Source organism: Streptomyces sp. NBC_00448 (genome assembly GCF_036014115.1).
In the GTDB taxonomy this organism is placed as follows: domain Bacteria; phylum Actinomycetota; class Actinomycetes; order Streptomycetales; family Streptomycetaceae; genus Actinacidiphila.
Map to the genome: position 1 here is coordinate 6325000 of NZ_CP107913.1, position 20419 is coordinate 6345418.

Here is a 20419-nt window from a genome sequence, read left to right on the forward strand (position 1 = left end):
GCGGTGCGTGCCCTCTTCAGCTTCAGCGTGGCGGCTGCGAGAGACGAAGACTAGTGACGCTGCGTCAATTCTGCGACCGGAAGCGCGGCTTCACGGTCGAATAACCGAATTGCGCCCAGGATTCGCCCGGTCGGCGCCCGGCTCGCTCGCGCGAGCGGCTCGACGCGGCTGGCAGACTGCCCACCATGGGGTCGATCCATGCGTTCATGACGGGCGTCAACGCCTACCCTGCGCACATCGCCAAGCCGCTCACCGGCTGCGTCAACGACATCACCGAGGCCCGTCGGCTCCTGACGGACCGCACCGGGGGCGCCGCCCGGGTACGGGTCCTGCTCGACGGCGCGGTGACCGTTGCGGCGGTGGAGGACGGCATCCGTACGTTCCTGGGGGCCGCGGGCCCGGGGGACACCGCGCTCTTCTGGTTCTCCGGGCACGGCACCGAGGCGGTCGCTTCGGGCGCGGACCTGCTGATCGAGGCGACGGGCCGGAACCAGGCACTGGTCTGCGCGGACGGCCCGCTGCTCGACAAACGGCTGGGCGCACTGCTCGGCGAGGTCGCGGGCCGCGGCGTCCATGTGGTGGCGGTGCTGGACTGCTGCTACTCCGGCGGCGCCACCCGGGACGACGCGGAGGCGGCGGGCATGACCGCGCGCTTCGCGCCACCGCTGCCGCGGTGGGGGGAAGAGGAGACGGCGCGGAGCGTGGCGCGCGAGGACATGGCGGGGGATGCGGCTCAGAGCGTGACGCGGGACGTGGAACTGCCCCAAGGCCCGTCGCGTCACGTGCTGTTGGCCGCGAGCAGGCTCGATCAGCTCTCGTACGAGGGGGAGTTCGACGGGCGGCGGCACGGTGTCTTCACGCACGCCCTGCTGGCCGCGGCCCGGACCGCGGGCCCGGACACCACGTACCGGCAGTTGCTGGCCGCGGCCGACGCCCGGGTCGAGCGTGCCGGCGGCGGGCAGCGGCCGGTGCTGTATCCCGAGGCACCCGGCGTCGCCGATCTGCCCTTCCTCGGCGGCGCGGTCGCGGGAGCGACGGGGGACCACCTGCTGCGCTTCGGGGCGCACGGCTGGGAGGTGGACTGCGGCACCGGCCACGGGTTGCGGGACGGCGCCGGGGCCGAGGGCACGGAGTTCGGCGTGGTGGACGGGGGCTGGGCGGCCGGCCCGAACGGCCCTATCGGCACGGACAGTTCGGACAGCCCGAACCCTGCGGGAGGCGCGGACGGTACGGCGCCCGGCGGGGTACTGCGGGCCCGCGTGGTCCGCGCCGACCGCACCCTCGTGGACCCGGTGGACTGGCTGCCCGACATGGCGCGGGTCTACCCGGTGGTGCTGTCGGCGCTGGCGTCGGCGCCGGCGACCGTGAGCGTGGCAGCGGACGGGCTGCCGGGCGCCGCGGAGCGGCTGGCGGCGGCCGTCGCGTCGGCCGGGCCGGGCGGCGGGCCGTCGCCGCTCCTCCAGGTCGTCGATGCGCCCGGGGACAGCGGTGACCCGCACTTCCGCGTGGTGGCGCGGGACGGGTTCGCGTCGGTGCTGGACCGGGACGGCACCGCACTGGTGGAACCGCTGCCGTTCGGCGAGGACCCGGCCGGGAACGGAGCGGGCGACCCGGACTCGCGACGGGTCGCCGCGTGCCTGACGCATCTCGCCGGGTGGCGGCGGCTGCGGGACTTCACGTCGCGGCCCTCGGTGCTGGACAACCAGGTGCGCGTGGAGATCGTTCCCTGGGACGCGCCCGACGGGCCGGCGCTCGTCCCGGACGGCCGGGGCGAGATCGTCCGCGCGTACGGCGTCGGGTCCGCCGAACGGCCGCGCGAGCCCTGGGTCTCGATCCGGCTGCACAACCGCTCGCAGCGCCCGCTGTGGTGCGTCCTGCTCGACCTGACCGACAGCTACGCCGCCGACTCCGCCCTGTTTCCAGGGCACTTCATCGGCCCGGGCCGCACCGGCCACGCGCTGGACGGCGACCCGGTGCAACTCTCCCTGCTGCCCACCAGTCCGGTCGTCCCGGGAGCCGAGGCCCGGGACTGGCTCAAACTCATCGTCGCCGAAGGCGAGTTGAACACGGTGCCGTTCCAGATGCCGGCGTGGGACCCGGCCCGCGCGGTCAGCCGCGAAGACGGTGCGGCGGCCGAGGACCCGGGGACCGCGGAAGTCCTGCGGTTCGCGGGCCCGGACCGGTCCGGTGGCCGGCGCCAGGCCGGACGCGTCACCGGCGCCGTACCCGTCCGCTGGGCCACCCGCACCATCACCGTGCGGACCGTGGTGCCCGGGGGGCCTACTGGCCCAGGTGCGTGAACCCCGCCCAGGCGCTCAGGTCGTCCGGGTCGATGTGCCGGGTGCGTTCGGCGAGGGACGCGGGCAGGGAGGCGGGAAGCTCCCGGGCCGGATCGAGCATCCACAGTTGGCCCCGGCGCAGTGCCGTCGCGGGCGGCTCCCCCTCGGCGCGCAGGTAGTGGTGGACCAGGAACATCAGCACCGACGTCGCGTCGTCCGGCACCGGCCACAGCGAGCCGATGACCGACCGGGCGCCGGCCACCAGGAAGGCGGTCGCCAGGCTGTACGCCTCGTTGTGGCCGCGCCCGGAGACATGGGTGCGGCACGCGGCGAGCAGGACGAGGCCGAGCCCGCTGCCGCCCGTCGCGCCCGTGGCCTCGGTGAGGTCCTCGGCCGCCAACTCGCCGCCGTGAAGGGCGAGATGGGCGGTGTGGCGGGTGTCTGCCGAGATGGCGGCATGGCAGGCCAGGTGCAGTACGGCGCCCTCCTCGACCCCGGCGGTCCCCGCGACCCCGGCACCCTCCTCGACCCCGGCGCCCGCCGGGCCGTCGGCGCCCCCCGCCGCCTCGCCCGTCAACCAGGCCAGCACCTCCGCCGGCGTGCCGGGTCCGTCCGACGCTCCGCCCTCGCGGTGCCCGAGGAACCGGCCGCGCGGGTAGAAGGCCCGCTGCACGGCGTCGGCCTCCTCGCCCGCGTACCGCAGATCCCCGGTGGGGTCGCCCACGACGAGCGCGGCACCCGTGTGGGCGGCCGGCGGACGGGCGGCCACATCGCACAGGAGCCGGGCGGAGGCGGCGTACGAGATCTCCGCGTCGTGCAGCGCGTACCGGCGCCCTCCGTCCGGCCCCTGCCGCCATGCGGCGTGCCAGGGCACGAGCCCCAGGGTTCCCATCGGCACGAGGACGAGGCGCGGGACGCGACCGGTCCGGGTGGCGAACACGTCGAGCAGCGGCCGCATCCCCGTGTACCAGGCCCACCCGCACACCCGGTCGAGGCGGCTGCGCAGTGACGCGGTGGCCGAGGAGGCGGACGCGTAGCCGGGCACCGGCCCGAGGACGCGGCCGGACCCGGACCCGGACCCGGAGCCGGGGAACGTGCCCGGCGCGGGCGCGTCGCCGGAGCCCGCCACCGGAGCCCGGACGTAGTCACGCAGCGCCGCCGCGTCCGCGGCCAGGGTCGGCAGCGGAACGGCGTGCCCGGCGCCGGTCGAGGTGACGACCACGGCGCTGCCGGGGGTGTCGCCCGTCGCCGGGACCAGGTAGACCAGCGCGTCCTTGCGCAGGGTGCGCAGCGCGGCGGCGATCTCGTCCGGGTCGGGCGGGTCGAGCAGGCCGTCCTGGACCGGGTCCGTCCCGGTGAGGGCGGCGAGGACGCGGCGGCGCAGGCTGCTGGGCACGGCGAGGGGCGCCTGGACAGCGGTGAGGGGGTCGGCCGGGTCGGCGGGTCCGAGGCCCGCGGCGCTCCACTCGGCGGCGAGGTCGTCGCGGCCCGCGGCGACGAGGCGTTCGGGCACCGTACGGGAGGTGGTGGCGGCGTGCAGGACGAGGCCGCGGCAGGCGTCGAGGGCCCGGACGGCCTGCTCGGGAACGTTGTCGCGCAGGCACCAGCCCGCGACCTCGAACGCGGTGTCGGTGGCCTGCACCACGGCCTGGGCGGCGTGTTCGGTGCCCGACTGGAGCAGCGCGGCCCACGCGTGGCCGCGCAGCGCGTCGAGCCCGACCCGGCGGCCCGCGCCGCGGTCGTCGCCGCGCAGCTCGCCGCGGGTCCGGTAGGCGCGGCCGAGGGCGAGGCCGGCGAGCGCGTACAGCCGGTGGTCGGGGCCGCCGGCCAGCGCGAACGCCGACTCCAACAGGGCGATTCCCTGGGAGAGATGGCGGGCCCGGGCGGTGGGCAGGCGCTGGACCTCGGCGAGCGCGCAGTGCCCGGAACCGAGGCAGTGGGCGTACCGCAGCCGGCTGTCACTGCCCTCGTCGGCCAGGTCGTGGGCTTCCTTGAGCAGTTTCATCGCCTCGGCCAACGCCTCCGCGTCCTGCCGGTCGGCGGCCCGGGCGAAGCGGGCGATCGCGTTGTCGCCGAGCACCCACGTCCGGTGGTCGCGCGGCAACTGCTTCGCCGCGGACCGGAGTTGAGCGATGGACGGGCGGCCGACGAGTGGCGGTGCGGGTGGGGCGCCCAGGGTGCGGGCGGCGTGGTCGCGGACGGAGCGGGCGTTCTCCAGGAGCGTCCAGACCTCGATGCGGGACGGGTCGTCGGGGTCGAGCGCCGCGTGTGCCGCGAGCATTGCGGCGAGGTGGCCGTCCGCGGTGGCGAGGTCGCCGCGCTGGGCGGCGGCCTGGGCGTCGACCGCGGCCTGCTGAGTGTCCAGCATCCGGCGCAGGTAGGGGGTCACCCGGGGGTCGTCCCGCAGTCGCTGCCACTGGCCCCGGGCCGCCACGCCGTCGTCGCCGGTTGCGGCGGTCTGCCCCCGGGTGGCCGTGGCGGTGAGCCGGATGAGTTCGATGCCGAGACCTCTGCCGTCGGTGCCGCCCGGCGCGCCCGTGGTGGGCTCCGCGCGCGCGAGGTGGTCCAGCACCTCGTCCATGCCGCCGGCCGTGCGGGAGTCGCTGCCGAGCATGAGGGCCTGCGCGGCGACGGCGTGGGCCCGGCGCTGCCACTGCGGGTCGTCCTGGCCGAAGCTGAGGACGCAGTCGATCAACTCGGCCTTCTGCTCGGCGGTGACGTGGGTGCCGTGCGGGTCGATGAGCATCCGGCGCAGCAGCAAGGAGGCGGCGAGGTGGGCCCGCTCCTCGTGCGACTCAAGGCCCCGGAACAGCGCGTACTCAGCGTCGAAGGTCCTGGCCCGCCGGCTGTCGCCGTCGACGTTGCCGAACATGCCGGGGAAGCCCTGGTCCCCGTCGCCGAAGTCCAGGAAGGTGTGCCCCTGTTCGATGTCGCCCAGCAGGCTCTGGTACGCCGCGAGCGCGCCGTCGAGGCGGACGGCCTCCGGCACGTCGTCCGGCGCTTCGAGGGTGACGCCGTGCGCGTCCTTCAGCATGGCGCGGGCCCAGAAGCCGGTCAGCTGCGTCATCTTGCGCAGGTCGTCGTCGAGTTGCTCGTCGGCGAGGACCAGGTCCGCGCCTTCGGCCGCGTCCCGCAGCCGCCGCGGATCGGGGTCCTCCAGGTAGCGGTTCTGCTGGAAGACCGCGAGGAGCAGAGCGGTGACGGTGACCCGGCCGTCGCGTTCCGGCACCCACGCGTCAACAGCCCGCCGGATGAGGGCGATCGCCCGATCCTGCAGGGCTTTGTCGCCCCGCACGCCGCCGCGTTCGTACAGCAGCCGTCCGAAGCTGTCGAGGTACTGCGGCAGGAGCCGGTCGACGTCGGCCGGATCGGCCAGCAGCCTGGCCAGTTCCACCTCGGCCGCGGCGGCGTGCGCCTGGTCCTTCCAGGTGGCCCAGATCAGGAACCGGATGAAGACGCACCGGATCTCGGCTTCCCAGGCCCAGGGCGGGGCTTCGCCCGCGGTCCGGGTCGCTTCGAGCACGGCCGAGTCGAACTCACCTCGGGAAAGCTCCAGTTCGGCCCGGTCGCGGGTCATCCGGCCATGGGCCATGAGGGCCAGGGCGCGGCTGTGGCGCAGGAACGGCAGGTCGATGCCGGGCGGGGCGGCGTCCAACACCATGCCGTAGAGGCGGGCCGCGGCCGACGCGTCGGCCGGGTCGGAGCGCACCTCGCAGCGCTCCAGGTGCAGATAGGCCCGGGACACCGTCAGCTCCAGGGCGTCCTCACTCGGTGGCGAGGCTTCCTCGTCGCCGGGGAGCGCGTCGCCGGGCAGCGCGCCGTCGGCTTCCTCGTACCGCCGCAGGGCCTCGTCGAGCAGTTCGGCGCGCCGCTCCGCCGGGCCGTCGAAGTCCTGGAAGCGCTCCTTGGCGCAGACCGCGAGCAGGTGGAGCCCCAGGAGGCGGGCGAGGCCGTCGCGTTCGCCGCGTTCGCCGCGTTCGCCGCGATCGGCGAGGCCGGAGATCCCGTCGCGCAGCAACTCCTCGCTCTCGTCCAGGAGTTCGGGGCGCGGTTCGGCTTCGTACTGGCAGCGGCGGACATGCCCGAACTCGATCCGCCACACGGCCCACTCGCCGTCGTCGCCGGGCGCCCGGAAGGCCAACCCGAATGCCTCGGCGGCCAGTTCCAGGTCCTCCGGCCGGCCCTCCAGCAGCCACAGGCGGTAGCTGAGCGTGCCGGCGCGGGCGCACAGGACGGGCGCCGCGGGATCATCGGAGGCGGTCGCGGCGAGGGCGGCGAGGATCTCCTCGCGCCCGGCGCGCAGCTCGTCGCCGTCCTCGTACGCGTCGTCGCCGGACTCGTACGCGTCCTCGTCCTCGTACGTGTCGGTGTTCGCGTGCTCGTCGGGAGCGGGTGTCGGGTTCTGCGCGGTCACGGTGACGAGGGTCCCAGGGTTCAGCGGAGAGAGTGGTCCAAGTGCTGCTTTCAGGGAGCGAGTTGGACGTAATAGGGCCGGAGCACGGCGTTGAGCCACTCCCGCCCCTGCGCGGTGTCGAAGTCGACGGTGCCGCCTTCGTCGATCCGCAGCGCGTCGGCCGGGACGCGGTCGCCGAACAGCATCACCGAGCGCTCCGCCGGTTCCCGCTTGGAAGCCCACACCAGCCCCTGCGCCCACGGCTCGGTCTGGCGGCGGAGCCAGTGCGCCCAGTCGCGGGTGTACGGGTACTCCTGCGCCTCGGTGTGCACGAGCCAGGTGTCCTGGTGGACGGCGGCCAGGTCCTGCGCGCTGATCAGCGGCAGCACGTGCTGGTCGGCGGTGAGCCGCAGCGCGCTCAGCCGGCGCCCCTGCACCGCGCGGCGCGGCAGCAGCCGGGGCCCGCCCGCGGGATCGAAGGGCAGCGAGCGCAGCAGGGTCTCGCAGACGGCCGCCGTCGCGCTCAGCCCGGCGTACAGGTAGCCGTACGGATCGCAGGAGGTGGCGTCGAACCGGCCTCCGCCGTAGAGGCAGTGCGCGGGCTTCGGGTTGAAGCCCTCGGCCGCGCGGTGGGAGCCGTGGATACGGTGCAGCAGCGTCCCGCGGGGCAGCGTCACCTTGCCGGGGGTGCCCGTCATCGCTTCGGGCGGGCGGTAGTTGGGCACGGGCTACTCACTCTCCAGCAGGAACCCCGCGACGTCGACGAGCCGCCGGTCGCCACCGGTGCCGAGCAGCCGTACGGGGCTGGTGCCGAGCCACGCGTTGGCCGACAGCCACCAGTCGGCGGTGCCCCACGGGTCGCGGTCGGCGGCCAGCAGCGCGTTGACCTCCCGTACGACCGGCCGGGGACGGACATCCTCGGTGAACTGGAAGCGCGGCAGCCGCAGTTGCCCGCCCACCCCCGGCAGCCGGATCAGATCCGGGGCGAAGGGGTCGCTGCCGTGCTCCAGCACCGTCTCGGCGTCCAGCGCGGGTTCGGCGAGCAGCCGCGCGCGCACCGGGCCGAGGACGGGCCCGACCATGCGGTGCCCGTCGACCAGCAGCACCGCGAGGTCCTCGGCCGCGAAACCCTCCACGAGCAGCGGCCCGGCCACCGCGCCGCCAGGGACCAGCCGCGCCTGTGCCTCCTGCACCTCCTGTCCGAACACGTCGGGCAGCCGCTCGCGCAGCAGATTCGCGGCATCTCCCGCCGCGGCGCGGCGGAGGCCGGGAGGGCGGTCCGCGTCGCGCACCACGCCGAGCAACGCGGCCAGCCGGGCGCGCAGGTCCGGTCCGAGGCGCCCCTCGACGAGGTCCCAGCGTGCCGCCGCGGCGGCGAGGACGACATACGGTTCGGCCGGCCCGGCCGGGTCCGGGCTCATCCGTCCACCCCCGTGGCCTCCGTGCCGGCCAGCAGCCTGACCAGGAGGTCGGCGCGGTCGTGGCGGCGTACGACGAGATGGACGTCCCAGTCGGCGCCCCGGGCGAGTTCGGCCTCGACCGCGGCCCACAGCGCGCCGAAGCTCGCCGACGGGGTCAGGCCGCCGCGACCGGCACCGAGCAGCGGCAGGCAGATCGAGCGCAGCGGCGGCTCGTACCTCGGCGCCTCCTCGGCCAGCACCGCGAAGACCCGGGCGACTCCTCTGGTGATGTCGGCGGGCTGCACCTGGTAGTCGTTGGTCTCAGGGCGGGGTACGGCCAGGGCCACGTGGTAGATCCGGCGGATGCCCTGACGGCCGAGCTCGCCCCCGGAGGTGACGGCGACGGTGCCCGGTCGGGCTTCCCGGCCGGCCGGCGCGTGCCGGGCGGTCCACCGCCGCAACTCGTCCTCGATGCGGTCGTCCACGAGCCCGCCGATGGGGTCCCGGCGCGCTCCCGCGCGGCGCAGCGTCGCGGAGACGGACGACTTGTAGGGCGGGGGCAGCACGAAGTAGGTGTTCGACGGTGAGACGACCACGTCGATGTCGCGCAGGAGGTCGACGGCGTGGACGTGCACCGTCACGGGCACGGTGCGGTGGTGCACCCGCACGCGCAGGGCCCGGTGCGCGGCGGGGACGCGGTCGTACGCTTCGGGCCCGAGCGGATGCTCGACGCTGCCGCTGCCGCTGCCGGAACCGGTCCCGTTCGCGGCCCCGATGTCCCGCGGCACCCGCTCCGCGAGCCGGACGACGAGTTCCGCGACCTGCCCGAGAACGATCAACTCGTGGTGCTTGCGGAAGCGTTCGACGCTCACCCCGTACACCTGGGCGGCGCTCCTGCGCCGGTCGCTCGCCGGCCAGTCCCGGGTGCCCGGGAAGAGGCCGAGGCTGTACTCGGCGGCGGCCTGCAGCGTGCCGCCGTCCAGCCGGGAGACGGCCAGGCGCAGCACCCGTTCCACCGCCCCGCCCGGCCCCTCGCCGCCCTCCCGCGGAACCGGAACGTCCCGGGCGATCCCGGTGAGAGCGGGCACGTCCAGCGTGCGCAGCCTGACGACGCCGGCCCGCCGTACCTTCCGCACCTCCGCGAGGACCTCTCCGTGGTCGGGCACGCGAGGAAGCGGGGGCATGACGGCCAGCATCGCACCGGCGCCGCGCGGCTCACAACCCTGAGGCGCCCCCGCCGCCGCCTCCCCGCCGGCCCGGGACGGGACGAGGCGTCAGGTCAGCGCGGCGGCCCAGACCTCGTCGGTGCACAGCTGGATGGCGCCGGAGACGACCGCGTCCTCGGCGAGCGCGGACAGGGAGACCCGGGGGCAGACCAGGACGCGCTCGGCGAGATGCGCGGCGATGGCGTCGGCCAGCACCGGGCCCGCCCGGGCCACCCCGCCGCCGATCACGACCGCGCCGGGCGCGAGGGCGAGGACGACGGGGGCGATCGCCCTGGCGAAGGTGCCCGCGATGTCGTCGACGACGGCGAGCGCGGCCCGGTCGCGGCGGGTGGCCGCGGTGAAGACGGCGGCGGCCGGGTCGGTACCGGCCGCGATCTGCGTGGCGAGGACGGACCGGGGGTGCGCGGCGGCCGCCTCGACACCGCGCCGGCCGATCGCCTCGGACGACAGCCGGCTCTCCAACTCGCCGCGCCCGCCCGCCGTGACCAGGCGGGCGCCCTCCCCGATGAACCCGATCTCGCCCGCGGCGCTCCGCGTCCCCCGGTGCAGCCGGCCGTCGATCACGATCCCGGCGCCGAGGCGCTCACCCCACTGGACGGCCAGCAGCGTCCCGTCCGGGTCGTCCTGGGCGCGGGCCAGCGCGAGCGCGGCGAGGTTGGCGTTGTTCTCCAGATGTACGGCGCAGGGCACGACGGCCCGTACCCGCTCCACGATCGCCAGTGACGGCCAGCCCGCGACGCTCGGCGCGAGTTCCACCGTGCCGGTCGCGGCGTCGATCAGCCCCGGCGAACCCGCCGCGGCCGCGGCCACCGACCCGGCGTCGACCCCCGCCTCGGCGAGCGCGGACCGTACGGCGGCGTCCATCGCGGACAGGACGTCGGCCGCGCGCGACCGGCCGACGACCTTGCGGACCGTCGCCAGACGGCGCCCGCTGACCTCGGCCACCACCGCGGTGACCCGGTGCGGCCCCACGTCGATCCCGAGCACGGGACGAGACCGGCCGTCGAGCGCGAAGCGCGTGGCCGGCCGGCCGACCGAGCGGTCCTCGGTGCCCGGTACGGCGACCAGCCATGCCCGCTCGATCAGCAGGTCGACGGCCTGCCGCACGGTGGGCCGGGCCAGCCCGGTGCGGTCGGCGATCTCGGCGATGCGCAACGGCACCGGCACGGCCCGCCGTACCGCGTCGAGCACCGCGATGCGGTTGAGCTCGCGCAGTACGGCGGTGCCGGTGGCGCCGTGCGTCACGTGCCGGCCTCCCGGATTCCGGCGCCCGCGGGCGGCCACGGCGTCAGTAGCGTCAGTCGGCGGCGGCTCGCACGGTCACCTCGCTCAGGTGGAACGTGCCGTTGGCCGAGTTGGACAGGCCGACCACCCGTACGTAGCGGGCCTGGGCGTCCGTCGCGTAGCTGTCCCCGGAGTCGGCGGCCACCGCAGTCGAGAGTTTACCGCCGAGCGAGAACCAGTGCGTGCCGTCCGTGCTTCCCTCCAACAGGTAGGTGTAGTACCGCTTTCCGTCCACGTAGGTGCGCACGTTCACCGACGAGAGCCGCTGGTTCGAGCCGAGGTCGACCTGCCACCAGGTGCCGGCGTCGCCGATCACCCCGCCCCAGTACTGCTTGTCGGTCCGGTCGCCGTCGTCGGCCGCCGACGGCGGGCTGCCCGCCTCGGAGGAGAGCGCGGTCGCGGGCCGGCCGACGCTCACCACCGGGTCCCCTGAGGTGTCGCGCGGCGCGTAGGCGGAGACGGTCAGGCCCTGGAAGACGGCGTAACCGCTCTGGTGGGTGTTCTGGTTGACCGCCGAGAAGTCCACGCCCGCGTCCTCGGCCGGGCTCATGCCGGGCACCGTCGCCGATCCGACGACCGCCCAGTTCGTGCCGTCGGTGCTGCACGCCCCGGTGACCGTGTCGCCGGACCGGCTGATCCGGACGTACGCGGGGGCGGTGAGCCCGTCGTCCTCGAGGTAGTGGTCGAGCCGGCCGTCCCCGTCGGAGTCCCAACTCAGCATGCAGCCGTGCTCCGGAGTGACCGCCAGCGTCGCGTACCCGCCGGAGCCCGGCGCGGCCAGGTCGGAGGAGATCACCAGGCCGGCCCGGGCGTAGGGCGCGCTGTCGCCCTGCGCCCGCACCTGCGTCGTCACCGACGTGCGGTCGGCGAGGAGCCCGGGGCGGTAGACGGTGCCGTACTCGTCGGAGCCCTTGTACTGGTCGGCGCCGCCCCCGGCGAGGGCGAGCGTGGACCCGCTCTGGGCCACCGTCAACGGTGTGGTGGCGGTGGTGCGGTACGGGTCGGACACGGGTCCGGCGACGAGCACGCCGCTGCCGGCCGTGGCCGAGCCGTGCGCGCTGCCCGAGGCCCAGGTGACCCGGGCGGACAGTTGCGCCACCGTCGTGGGGGTGGCGCTCGCGGGGATCGTCACGTCCCAACTCCGGCTCGCCGTACCGTTCGTGGGCACGGTGGTCGAGGCCGGCCCGCTGACCGGCCGCACGCGGTACCCGGCCGGCGCCCGCAGGACGAAGTCCGGCTGCCCGGCGGCGCGCACCGGGTTGCTGTTCACGAAGGTCGCCGTCACCCGGACGGTGCCGCGCGGGGCCGCACCCGACTGCGCCGAGTCGAGCGCCAGGGTGCCCGAGGGGAGGTCGGCGACCCGTTCGGCGAGGGCGTGCGCGTCGCCGGCCGGCGTGCTGCGGTACTGCGTGGTCTTCTCGTCCCACTGCTCGGCGACGGCGATCCAGTCGATGGCCGGCGCCGGTTCGCCGGTGCGCAGCGACTGGTCGAGGCCGTCGAAGTACTTCTGCCACCGCGGCAGGTAGTAGTCGCCGACCAGGCCGTTCCACTCGCGGGCGGCGTAGTCCTGGATCACGCCGGTCTTCGACCACTGGGTGAGCAGGGAGCGCGCGTCGTACTGCAGCGCCGCCGCCTCGGCCGGCGAACCGGCCTGCGCCGCGGCGTCCGCCTGCCAGGAGCCGAAGAGGAAGTTGCCGTCGGTGCCGAGCAGTTGGTCGAGGAGCTTCATCTCGCCGGTGAACGTGCCGGTCAACTGCTCGAAGAGCGAACGGTCCTGGGCGGAGTAGGCGGTGCGGATCTTCGGCAGCAGGGTCCGCCCGTCGTTGGCGAGCACCTGCCGGGCGAGGTCGACGACGTCGTAGCGGTACGCGGTGCTCGTCCGCAGCGACGGGCGCACCGCGAGCAAGTCGCCCAGCGCCAAGCGCAGTTGCGCGGGGTCGTAGCCCACCGAGCCGCCGCTCCTGGTCAGCGACGGCTGCAACTCGTAGACGCCGGTGACGTGTTTGGTGTCATTGGTGGCCGGCCAGGAGTAGACGGTGTCGGCCAGGATGCTCCAGGCGGCGGTCGCGTGCGGGTCACTCCCGCCGTACCGGGCGGTGGCGTAGTCGGCGAACCACGGGTGGACGTCGACCGCGGTCGGCTCCCAGGCCAGGTCGGAGAAGAACTCCACGGCCGCGGGGTTGTTGTCGATGGCCTCGGGCATCATCGCGATCCCGTTCAGCGCCGTGCCCGGCCGGGCGAGCCACTGGTGGAACTTGGTGTTCCATGTGGTCAGGCTGGTGCCGAGGTTGGTGTGGCCGCCGAAGTTCCAGATGGTGCCGAAGGCGTAGGGCACCCCGTCGAAGTCGTGGTCCCGGTCGGTGATGTTCGGCTGGTCGGAGTTGCCGTCCACGACGAGCATCTTGGACTGGTCGACCGCGGTGAGGGTGGCCTGCAACGGGTTGTTCTCCCAGCCCAGGATGGCCCAGATCGCGTCGGGGTGGGCCTTCTCCAGGGCGTCCTGCACGGCGCGGGAGGCGTCCGGGATGTCCACGTCGCCGGCCTGGCCGCCCTCGTGCAGCAGGTCCATCTTGTACATCGTGCTCGGACCGAAGAGCCGGGTCTGCGCCTGGTAGAACTCCGCGGCCACGGCGGTGAAGTCCGCACCGGTGGGGTCGAGCCAGTCCGGCCGCTTCAGGCCGTTCCAGGTGCCCTGCGCGATGGTGTGCGCGCCGGCGTTCTTCTGCGCGAAGTCCGGTGGCACGGTGCCGTAGTAGCCGGGCAGGACGGGGGTCATGCCGAGCGAGCGGAGCCGGGAGGTGATCTGCCGGCCGAGCGCGGCGCGGGAGTCGATCAGCTCCTGGGGGATCGGGCTGCCGAGGCAGCACAGGTTCTGCAGCATCCACCACGACTGGTGACCGGGTTGCGGAATCCACGAGCGCATCTCGGCCGCGGTGTAGCCGAACTTCTCGAAGGTCTGCTCGTACACCGCGTCCTGGCCCTCGTAGACCAGGACTTCGTTGATCCCGTCCAGCGCGAGCACGTCGATCCGGTGCTGCCACTGGGTCCACGTCATGTACGGGCCGCTGTACCCCTCGTTCGTGTCGTTGAGCGCGAACCGGTGGGCCACGACGGCGTCACCGGTGAGCGGAGCCTTGGGGAGCGGGAGGCGCGCCGGGAGGTGCGCCTGGTCGCCGTTGAGCGAGAAGTCCGCGTGCACGACGTCGTGCAGATACGTGCCGAAGCCGCGCAGCGCGGTCGCCGGGGTGGTGCCGCTGACGGTCAGGTGGCCGCCCAGCGCCTCGACCCGGTAGCGGTCGGTGCCGCCGGACAGCCGGCGGAGGTCGACCTGGGCGGCGTGCGCCTTGCCGAGCAGGCGGACCAGCGCGTCGTGGGCCGACGCCATGGCGGAGGCGTCGGAGGCGGAGGCGTCCGAAGCGGAGGTGAGAGCGGGGGAGGAGGCGGGGGCGGCGTGGGGAGCGGCGGCGGAGGAGGCGGTCGTGGCGGTGGCCGGCGCGGCAGCCGCCACGGCGGTACCCGGCACGGCGATGAGCGCCGCGCCCGCGGCCAGCACGGACAGGGCGGCGAGCGCCCGGCGGTAGGGACTGCGGATGCCGGCGATCACGGCCTGGCTCGCATTACGAAGTGTCTCTTCCTATCCATGCGGATAGTTGAGCGGTTCATGCCATTTAGCGTCAAGAGACTGCACAGGCACCGCGGGGACGAGTTTCGGCCGATCCTCGCCCGCGGCGCGGGTGCGCCCCCTCGGTCGCCACGGCCGGCCCACCGGCGGCGGTGCGCGCCGTATCCCGGTCCGTCGACCCTTCGTTCCGTGTCGTTTCCCATCGAACGAAAGTCACAGGGTGTGGGGCGTGGCTTTGATTCGATGCTGGCGGACGCCATGGGTAGCGAGTGTGGAAGCCACAATACCCGTGTTGACCTTGGATGCGATGGATGTGCGTCGCCGGTCTTTCGATATCGATGAACAGCGTGCCACCATGCAGCCAACGCAAGTGCACTCGATATGCATTCGGGTGATGTCGCTTGAGCGCCGAAAATTCACGGTTCGGTTGCTTCGGGTGGCCGTTGCCGCGTTGTGGGTGCGTCCTCACGACCGGCTCCACCCGCCGTGCCGAGCTGTCGAGGGGTGAGATGACCAAGCTGCGCAAGATGTCGACCACGTTCTGCGCGGGAGTCCTGCTGGCTCCCGTCCTGCTGTGCCATGCCGCGCGGGCCGCCGAGGGAACGACCACGTGCGCCGGCGCCGCGGCCACCGGACCCACCGCCACCGAGATCCTGCAGGTGAACTACGAGAGCGGCACCCTGGATTCGGGAGTGCCGGGCCTGACCACCACGCACGCCACGGCCCCCGACGCCTCCGCTGTCGTGCAGCCAGGACACGACAGCTCATACGCGGTCCAGCACAAGGTGACGCTCGGCGACCCGGGATACGTCTCCGACGGCGCCCCGCGCAGCGAGAGCGCCACCGACCAGCTGAAGAACGGGCAGTTCGACGTCGGCGACGTGCAGCGCTACGAGTTCAGCGTGCTGCTCAAGGACTGGCAGCCGTACACGGCGGGCGACAGCGACACGGGCGACATCGTCTTCCAGGGCAAGTACGGGGGCGCCCAGCCCCCGGCGTTCTACCTGATGACGAAGCGCAACGCGATCGCGTTCAGGTCGCCGCAGATGGACCGGCAGTCGACCGTGGTGCCCGACTTCCGCCCCTACGTCGACCAGTGGATGAACTTCCGGGTGGACGCGAGCTGGACCACCGACGACACCGGCTACTTCAGGGTCTCCGTGCAGCTCCCGGGCCAGTGCGACTACGTCCCGGAAGCCGCGTGGGAGAACATCCGCACGTATCAGCCCGCGGACCCGGCCGACCACGGCTACCTCAAGTGGGGCCTGTACCGGCCGTCGGAGTCGATCGCGAACGGCGACGTCCCCACGCGGATCGTCGAGCACGACGACATCCGCGTCTTCGACCTGTCGTGACGCGCGCCCGCATCGCGCGCCCGTGCCCGCACGTCCAGGGACGCCGATCCGCGCCGTGCGGTGGCGATCCGAACCCGCGACATGAATCCCCAGAGTTCCCAGAACCCCCAGATCCGACACCTTCAGGAGTACAGATGACCGACCACGCTTCCCTGAGCAGGCGCCGACTGCTGCAGGCCGGCGGCGCGTTGGGGCTGGCGGCAGCCGCGGAGTCCGTCCTCGCCGGCCGGGCCGACGCCGCGACCGCCGGGCGGCCCCGGACGACGGTGACCGACCTGGGCCCGGGCCTCGTCCAGTTCTCGCTGATGAGCGGGCTGCTGGTCGGCGACACCGTCTACGTCGGGTCACGCAACCTGGACCCCGCCTGCGTGGTCGGGTTCGACCGGTCGACCCGGAAGGTGGTGGCGCACACCCCCATCGACGCCGAACCCGAGCCCTCCATCCAGGCGCTCGCGGCCGACCCCACCGGCCGCTACCTCTACGTCGGCGTCCTGCTCAAGGCCGACCAGGGCGGGCCGAACCTCTTCCGCTGGGACCTCACGACGCCGGACCAGCCCGCGGTCGCCGTCGGCCGGACCGAGGACCGGGACATCCGCGATCTCGCGGTCGCCCCCGACGGCACCGTCTACGCGGTGGGCGGCCTGCCGGGCAAGGCGCCCGCCCTGTGGGAGTACGACCCGGCCACCGGCGCCGTCACCAACCTCGGCGTCCCCGACCCGAACGCGACCCTGGCCAGGGCGGTCGCGGCCTCGCAGGACACCGTCTTCTTCGGCGCGGGCAGCATCCTCGCCGGCGGGGGCGGCGCGAGCCGCGCGTCGCTGTTCGCCTACGACCGGGCGGCGCGCACCTTCGCGTCGGTCGTGCCCAAGGAGATGGAGCAGGACCCCAGCATGCGGGAACTGGCCGTCATGGGGGACCAGTTGGTGGTCAGCACCTCGGGCGCCGTGGAGCCGGGGAAGATCGCCGTGATGGAACTGGAGGACCTGTCCTCCTACACTCTGGTGACCACGCAGAGCGACACCATCAAGTCGTTCACCTGGGACGACGACCGGGTCTACTTCGCCACCGAGTCCGGGGTGCAGGCGTACACGAAGGCGGACCGGACGATCGCGCCCGTCGCGTTCTCCGGGCCCGACCTCGGCGAGATCTGGGGCCTGGACCACATCGACGGGGACCTGGAGGTCGTCTCGGGCTACGGCTTCGTCGCCGAGATCGACCTGGCGGCGAAGACGTCCGTGGTCACCGACCTGCTGGCGGCCGGCGCGCCCGCCAGCCCGCAACTGGGCATGGGCATCGCGGCCGGCGGCGGGTACGTCTACGTCGGCGGCAACGGCGGCGTCGCCCGGCACGACCGGAGGACCGGGGAGGTCGTCAACCTTCTGGTGCCCGGCGAGGCCAAGGACGCCGAGGTGATCCGGGGCAGCCTGTACACCGGCCAGTACGACGCGCAGGGCATCTGGCGGTACGACCCCGCCGCCCGGAACGCGCAGCCGCACCAGGTCGCGAACTTCCCCAGCCAGCAGAACCGCCCGCTGGACACGTCCTGGGACCTGGCCGACCAACTGCTCCTGGTGGCCGTGCAGTCCGACACCGAGGGCGGCGGCGCCCTGTGGACGTACTCGCCGAGGACCGGGAAGTCGGCCTCCTACGTCAACCCGATCGACGACGTCCAGATGGTCCGGGCGGTGGCGAACGAGGGCGGCGTCGCGTACCTGGGCGGCGACAACGCGGCCGCCGGGGGACCGACTCCCGCCGTCGTCGCCGTCGATCCGGTGACCGGGCGGGAGCGGTGGCGGATCGACCCGCGGCAGCCCGCGGGGGTGGCCGCGCTCGCCGTGCAGGGCCGGTACCTGTACGGACTGGGCAGGAAGGGCGGGCTGTTCGTCATCGACGTCAGGACCCGCACGCTGGTGCACACCGCCGATGTGAGCGCCGTGTGCACGGGGTTCGCCGCCATGGTCGTCAACCGCGGCACGGTCTACGGCGTTTCGGACACGACGCTCTTCCGCGTCCACCCGCGGACGTTCGCGGTCAGCACCGTGGTCGCCGGCATCAACGGCGCCTGGTACAGCGGCCCGCACGTCAACGCCGAGGGCGGTCTGCTCTACACCCTGCGCGACCGCAACCTCGTCGAGGTCGACGACCGGCCGGCCCGCTGACCGGTCGCCCGCTGAAGGGTTGCCCGCTGACGGGGGCCGCCCGCTTCCCGCTGTACGCCGAGCCGTGGCCGGCGGCGAAAGCCGCCGGTCCCCGGCCGTATCGACCTTTGATTGATATCTTTCGGTTGTCGAGTGAAGGTGGACGGCTCACGCTCGTGCCGAGAGAGGACTGAACGTGTTGGCTGAGGAACGGCGTGAGGCGATTCTGCGTGCTGTGGAGCGCCAGGGTTCGATCACCGTGAAGGAACTCGCGGCGGAGATGGGCGTCTCCGCCGTCACGCTGCGCCAGGACGTACGGGAACTCGCCGGCCGCGGACTGCTCACGCGCGTGCACGGCGGTGCGAGGGCGCTGGCCCCGGCCGAGCCACCCGCCGCCACCGCTCCCACCGCATCCACCGCACTCACCGCGGGCCCGGCGCCGGCCGGTGAACGGCACGCCGTCGGGCTGGTGGTGCCGCCGGGCGGCTACTACTACGCCGAGGTGATCCGCGGCGTCCAGAACGCGGCCCGCCCGCTCGGCGTCCGCGTCGTGCTGGCGGTCTCCGGGGAGTCGCTGGCGGAGAACCAGGAACAGGTGCGCCAGCTCCTGGCCGGCGGCGTCGACAGCCTGCTGCTGATGCTGCACTCGGGGCTGCGCCCGCTGGACGAGGCCGAGGAGTGGCTGAGCGGCCTGGGCACACCGGCCGTGCTCGTGGAGCGCCGGGTGGGGCTGCGGGCCGGGCAGTTGGAGCAGGTGGCCTCCGACCACGCCTACGGCGCGGCCCTGGCGGTGCGCCACCTCGCCGGGCTCGGCCACGACAAGGTGGCCCTGGTGGCCCGGGTGGAGAGCCCCAACACCCCGCTGCTCAGCGCCGGTTACGCCGACGCCGTGGCGGCGATCGGGCTGACGCCGTGGCCGGAGTACCTCATCGACACCAGCGGTGACGCCACCGCGGCCGACGCGCGCTTCGAGGAGGTGGTGCGGGCGGTGGAAGCCGGTGAGGTCAAGGCGGCGCTGGTGCACAACGACATCGACGCCATCGCCCTCGTGGGCATCCTGCGCGCGCGGGGACTGCGGGTGCCGGAGGACCTGGCGCTGGTCACCTACGACGACGAGGTGGCCGAGTTGAGCGATGTGCCGCTGACCGCGGTGGCCCCGCCCAAGCAGGCGGTGGGGGCGTGGGCCCTGGACCTCGCGCTGCGCCGCCGGGCCGACCCTTCCGCGCCGCTCGCCGAGATCCTGCTCCGCCCGCAGCTGCGGGTGCGGGCCTCCTGCGGTGCCGACCGGCAGGCCGGCGCCTGACCGACGAATAGCGTTTGCTTTCGTTTCCTTCATTCGAAATCATATGCATTGACTGGCTGTCGTGTGTAGCGAATACTTGCGGTGACACCCAAGCGAACGATCGGTGGCACATCATGTTTCGTAGCCGACTGGCAGCCCTGGCCTGCTCCGTCGCGGCACTCGGCCTGCTCGTCACGGGATGCGGGAACTCGGACGGCGGCGGGTCCGCGGCGGGCAAGGACACCGGGAAGGTCACCTTCTGGTCCTTCGTCAAGGGCTCCGACAAGGTCGCCGCGGCATTCAACCGGACCCACCCGGGCATCAAGGTGAGCTTCGAGTCGATGCCCTCGGGCCAGGAGTACTACTCCAAGCTCACGAACGCGGTCCGGGCCGGCACCGTCCCGGACGTCGCGGTGGTGGAGTACCCCCAACTGCCGCAGTTCGCCACCCAGGGCATGCTGGAGAGCCTGCCCGGGTCGCTCGGCTCGCTGGTCAGGACCGACTTCCCGGCCTCCGTCCAGCGGCTGGTCCAACTGGGCGGCAGCACCTGGGGCGTTCCCCGTGACGCGGCGCCGCTGATGCTCTACTACCGCAAGGACTTCTTCGCGGACCACAAGATCTCCGTCCCCACCACGTGGGACCAGTACCGGGACATGACGCAGCAGGTCAAGAAGTCCGATCCGAAGGCCCGCGGCGGCGTGTTCTACACCGACGACCCCAGCCTGTTCACCGGCCTCGCCTGGCAGGCCGGTGCGCGGTGGTTCGGCACGGACAAGGACGCCTGGAAGGTGTCGCTCGACGACGCGGCCTCCCGCAAGGTGGCCGACTTCTGGGGCGACCTCGCCCGCAAGGACCTGGTCAGCTCGCTGAGTTCGCTCGACCCGTTCTGGACCAGCGTGCAGCAGAACCGCACCGTCGCCTACGTCTGCGCGAGCTGGTGCGCGGGCTCCCAGCAGGCGACCGTCGCCGACCAGGCCGGCAAGTGGTCGGTGGCACCGGTCCCGACCTGGGACGGCAAGCCGGCCTCCGGCATGTACGGCGGCTCGTCGTTCGTCATCCCCAAGGGCGCCAAGAACAGCGCGGCCGCGGCGGAGTTCATCAAGTGGATCACCACCGACCCGCAGGGCATGAAGGCGTGGGTCTCCGGCGGCACCAGCAGCATGTTCCCCGCCGACCCCAAGCTCGTACCGGTCACCAAGGCGGCCTTCCCCACGACCTACTTCGGCGGCCAGGACGTGTACGCGGTGGCCGGCGAGTCCTACGACGCCGTCAAGCCGGGCTGGACGTGGGGACCCGACATGGGCACCACGAACACGGCCATCGTCGACCAGCTCCCGAAGGTCGCCGAGGGCAAGGCGAACCTCTTCGACGTCCTCAAGGGCGCGCAGCAGGACACCGTCAAGGACATCCAGCACCGCGGGATGAAGCTCGCCCCGTAGC

At 73.7% G+C, this 20419-nt stretch carries 11 protein-coding genes; 5 read left to right on the plus strand and 6 right to left on the minus strand.

Going from position 1 to position 20419, the window contains the following annotated elements:
* Positions 1 to 185 precede the first annotated feature (185 nt).
* Positions 186 to 2300 carry a caspase family protein gene (locus tag OG370_RS27325; RefSeq protein ID WP_328468749.1) on the plus strand — a complete coding sequence of 705 codons (2115 nt, stop codon included), beginning with the start codon at positions 186 to 188 and terminating at the stop codon, positions 2298 to 2300.
* On the opposite strand, the gene OG370_RS27330 is transcribed toward OG370_RS27325, so the two are convergent.
* The 6 genes from OG370_RS27330 to OG370_RS27355 form a co-directional block, all read right to left on the minus strand.
* Positions 2281 to 6693 carry a CHAT domain-containing protein gene (locus tag OG370_RS27330; protein WP_328468751.1) on the minus strand — a complete coding sequence of 1471 codons (4413 nt, stop codon included), beginning with the start codon at positions 6691 to 6693 and terminating at the stop codon, positions 2281 to 2283. The two genes, OG370_RS27325 and OG370_RS27330, sit on opposite strands and share 20 nt — an antisense overlap.
* A 50-nt stretch (positions 6694 to 6743) precedes the next feature.
* Positions 6744 to 7397, minus strand: coding sequence for an RES family NAD+ phosphorylase (locus OG370_RS27335; protein ID WP_328468753.1), 654 nt, complete (start codon positions 7395 to 7397; stop codon positions 6744 to 6746).
* A 3-nt stretch (positions 7398 to 7400) separates the two neighbouring features.
* A complete protein-coding gene (locus OG370_RS27340) occupies positions 7401 to 8093 on the minus strand; it encodes a hypothetical protein (RefSeq protein WP_328468755.1) in 693 nt (230 codons plus the stop codon).
* Positions 8090 to 9256 carry a hypothetical protein gene (locus OG370_RS27345; RefSeq protein ID WP_328468757.1) on the minus strand — a complete coding sequence of 389 codons (1167 nt, stop codon included), beginning with the start codon at positions 9254 to 9256 and terminating at the stop codon, positions 8090 to 8092. The genes OG370_RS27340 and OG370_RS27345 overlap by 4 nt, the downstream gene beginning before the upstream one ends.
* Positions 9257 to 9346: 90 nt before the next feature.
* Positions 9347 to 10543 (minus strand): ROK family transcriptional regulator, encoded by a 1197-nt coding sequence (locus OG370_RS27350; RefSeq protein ID WP_328468759.1) that lies wholly within the window; start codon positions 10541 to 10543, stop codon positions 9347 to 9349.
* 52 nt (positions 10544 to 10595) lie between these two features.
* Positions 10596 to 14186 carry an alpha-N-acetylglucosaminidase TIM-barrel domain-containing protein gene (locus tag OG370_RS27355; RefSeq protein WP_328468761.1) on the minus strand — a complete coding sequence of 1197 codons (3591 nt, stop codon included), beginning with the start codon at positions 14184 to 14186 and terminating at the stop codon, positions 10596 to 10598.
* 527 nt (positions 14187 to 14713) lie between these two features.
* On the opposite strand from OG370_RS27355, the gene OG370_RS27360 reads away from it, so the two are divergent.
* The 4 genes from OG370_RS27360 to OG370_RS27375 all read left to right on the plus strand — a co-directional run bounded on the left by OG370_RS27360 (position 14714) and on the right by OG370_RS27375 (position 20418).
* A complete protein-coding gene (locus OG370_RS27360) occupies positions 14714 to 15559 on the plus strand; it encodes a heparin lyase I family protein (protein ID WP_328468763.1) in 846 nt (281 codons plus the stop codon).
* A gap of 134 nt (positions 15560 to 15693) precedes the next feature.
* Positions 15694 to 17718: an outer membrane protein assembly factor BamB family protein gene (locus tag OG370_RS27365; RefSeq protein WP_328468765.1), complete on the plus strand. Its 2025-nt coding sequence runs from the start codon at positions 15694 to 15696 to the stop codon at positions 17716 to 17718.
* Between the two features lie 175 nt (positions 17719 to 17893).
* Entirely contained in the window at positions 17894 to 19000 is a 1107-nt protein-coding gene (locus tag OG370_RS27370) for a substrate-binding domain-containing protein (RefSeq protein ID WP_328468767.1), read from the plus strand.
* A gap of 113 nt (positions 19001 to 19113) precedes the next feature.
* On the plus strand, positions 19114 to 20418 hold the full coding sequence (locus tag OG370_RS27375; RefSeq protein ID WP_328468769.1) for an ABC transporter substrate-binding protein: 1305 nt from the start codon (positions 19114 to 19116) through the stop codon (positions 20416 to 20418).
* Position 20419: the final 1 nt, after the last annotated feature.

Bases quoted from the DNA above. Each gene is read 5' to 3' on its own strand.
- OG370_RS27340 (WP_328468755.1), bottom strand. From the start codon at position 8,093: ATGAGCCCGGACCCGGCCGGGCCGGCCGAACCGTATGTCGTCCTCGCC.
- OG370_RS27375 (WP_328468769.1), top strand. From the start codon at position 19,114: ATGTTTCGTAGCCGACTGGCAGCCCTGGCCTGCTCCGTCGCGGCACTC.
- OG370_RS27365 (WP_328468765.1), top strand. From the start codon at position 15,694: ATGACCGACCACGCTTCCCTGAGCAGGCGCCGACTGCTGCAGGCCGGC.
- OG370_RS27345 (WP_328468757.1), bottom strand. From the start codon at position 9,256: ATGCCCCCGCTTCCTCGCGTGCCCGACCACGGAGAGGTCCTCGCGGAG.
- OG370_RS27360 (WP_328468763.1), top strand. From the start codon at position 14,714: ATGACCAAGCTGCGCAAGATGTCGACCACGTTCTGCGCGGGAGTCCTG.
- OG370_RS27325 (WP_328468749.1), top strand. From the start codon at position 186: ATGGGGTCGATCCATGCGTTCATGACGGGCGTCAACGCCTACCCTGCG.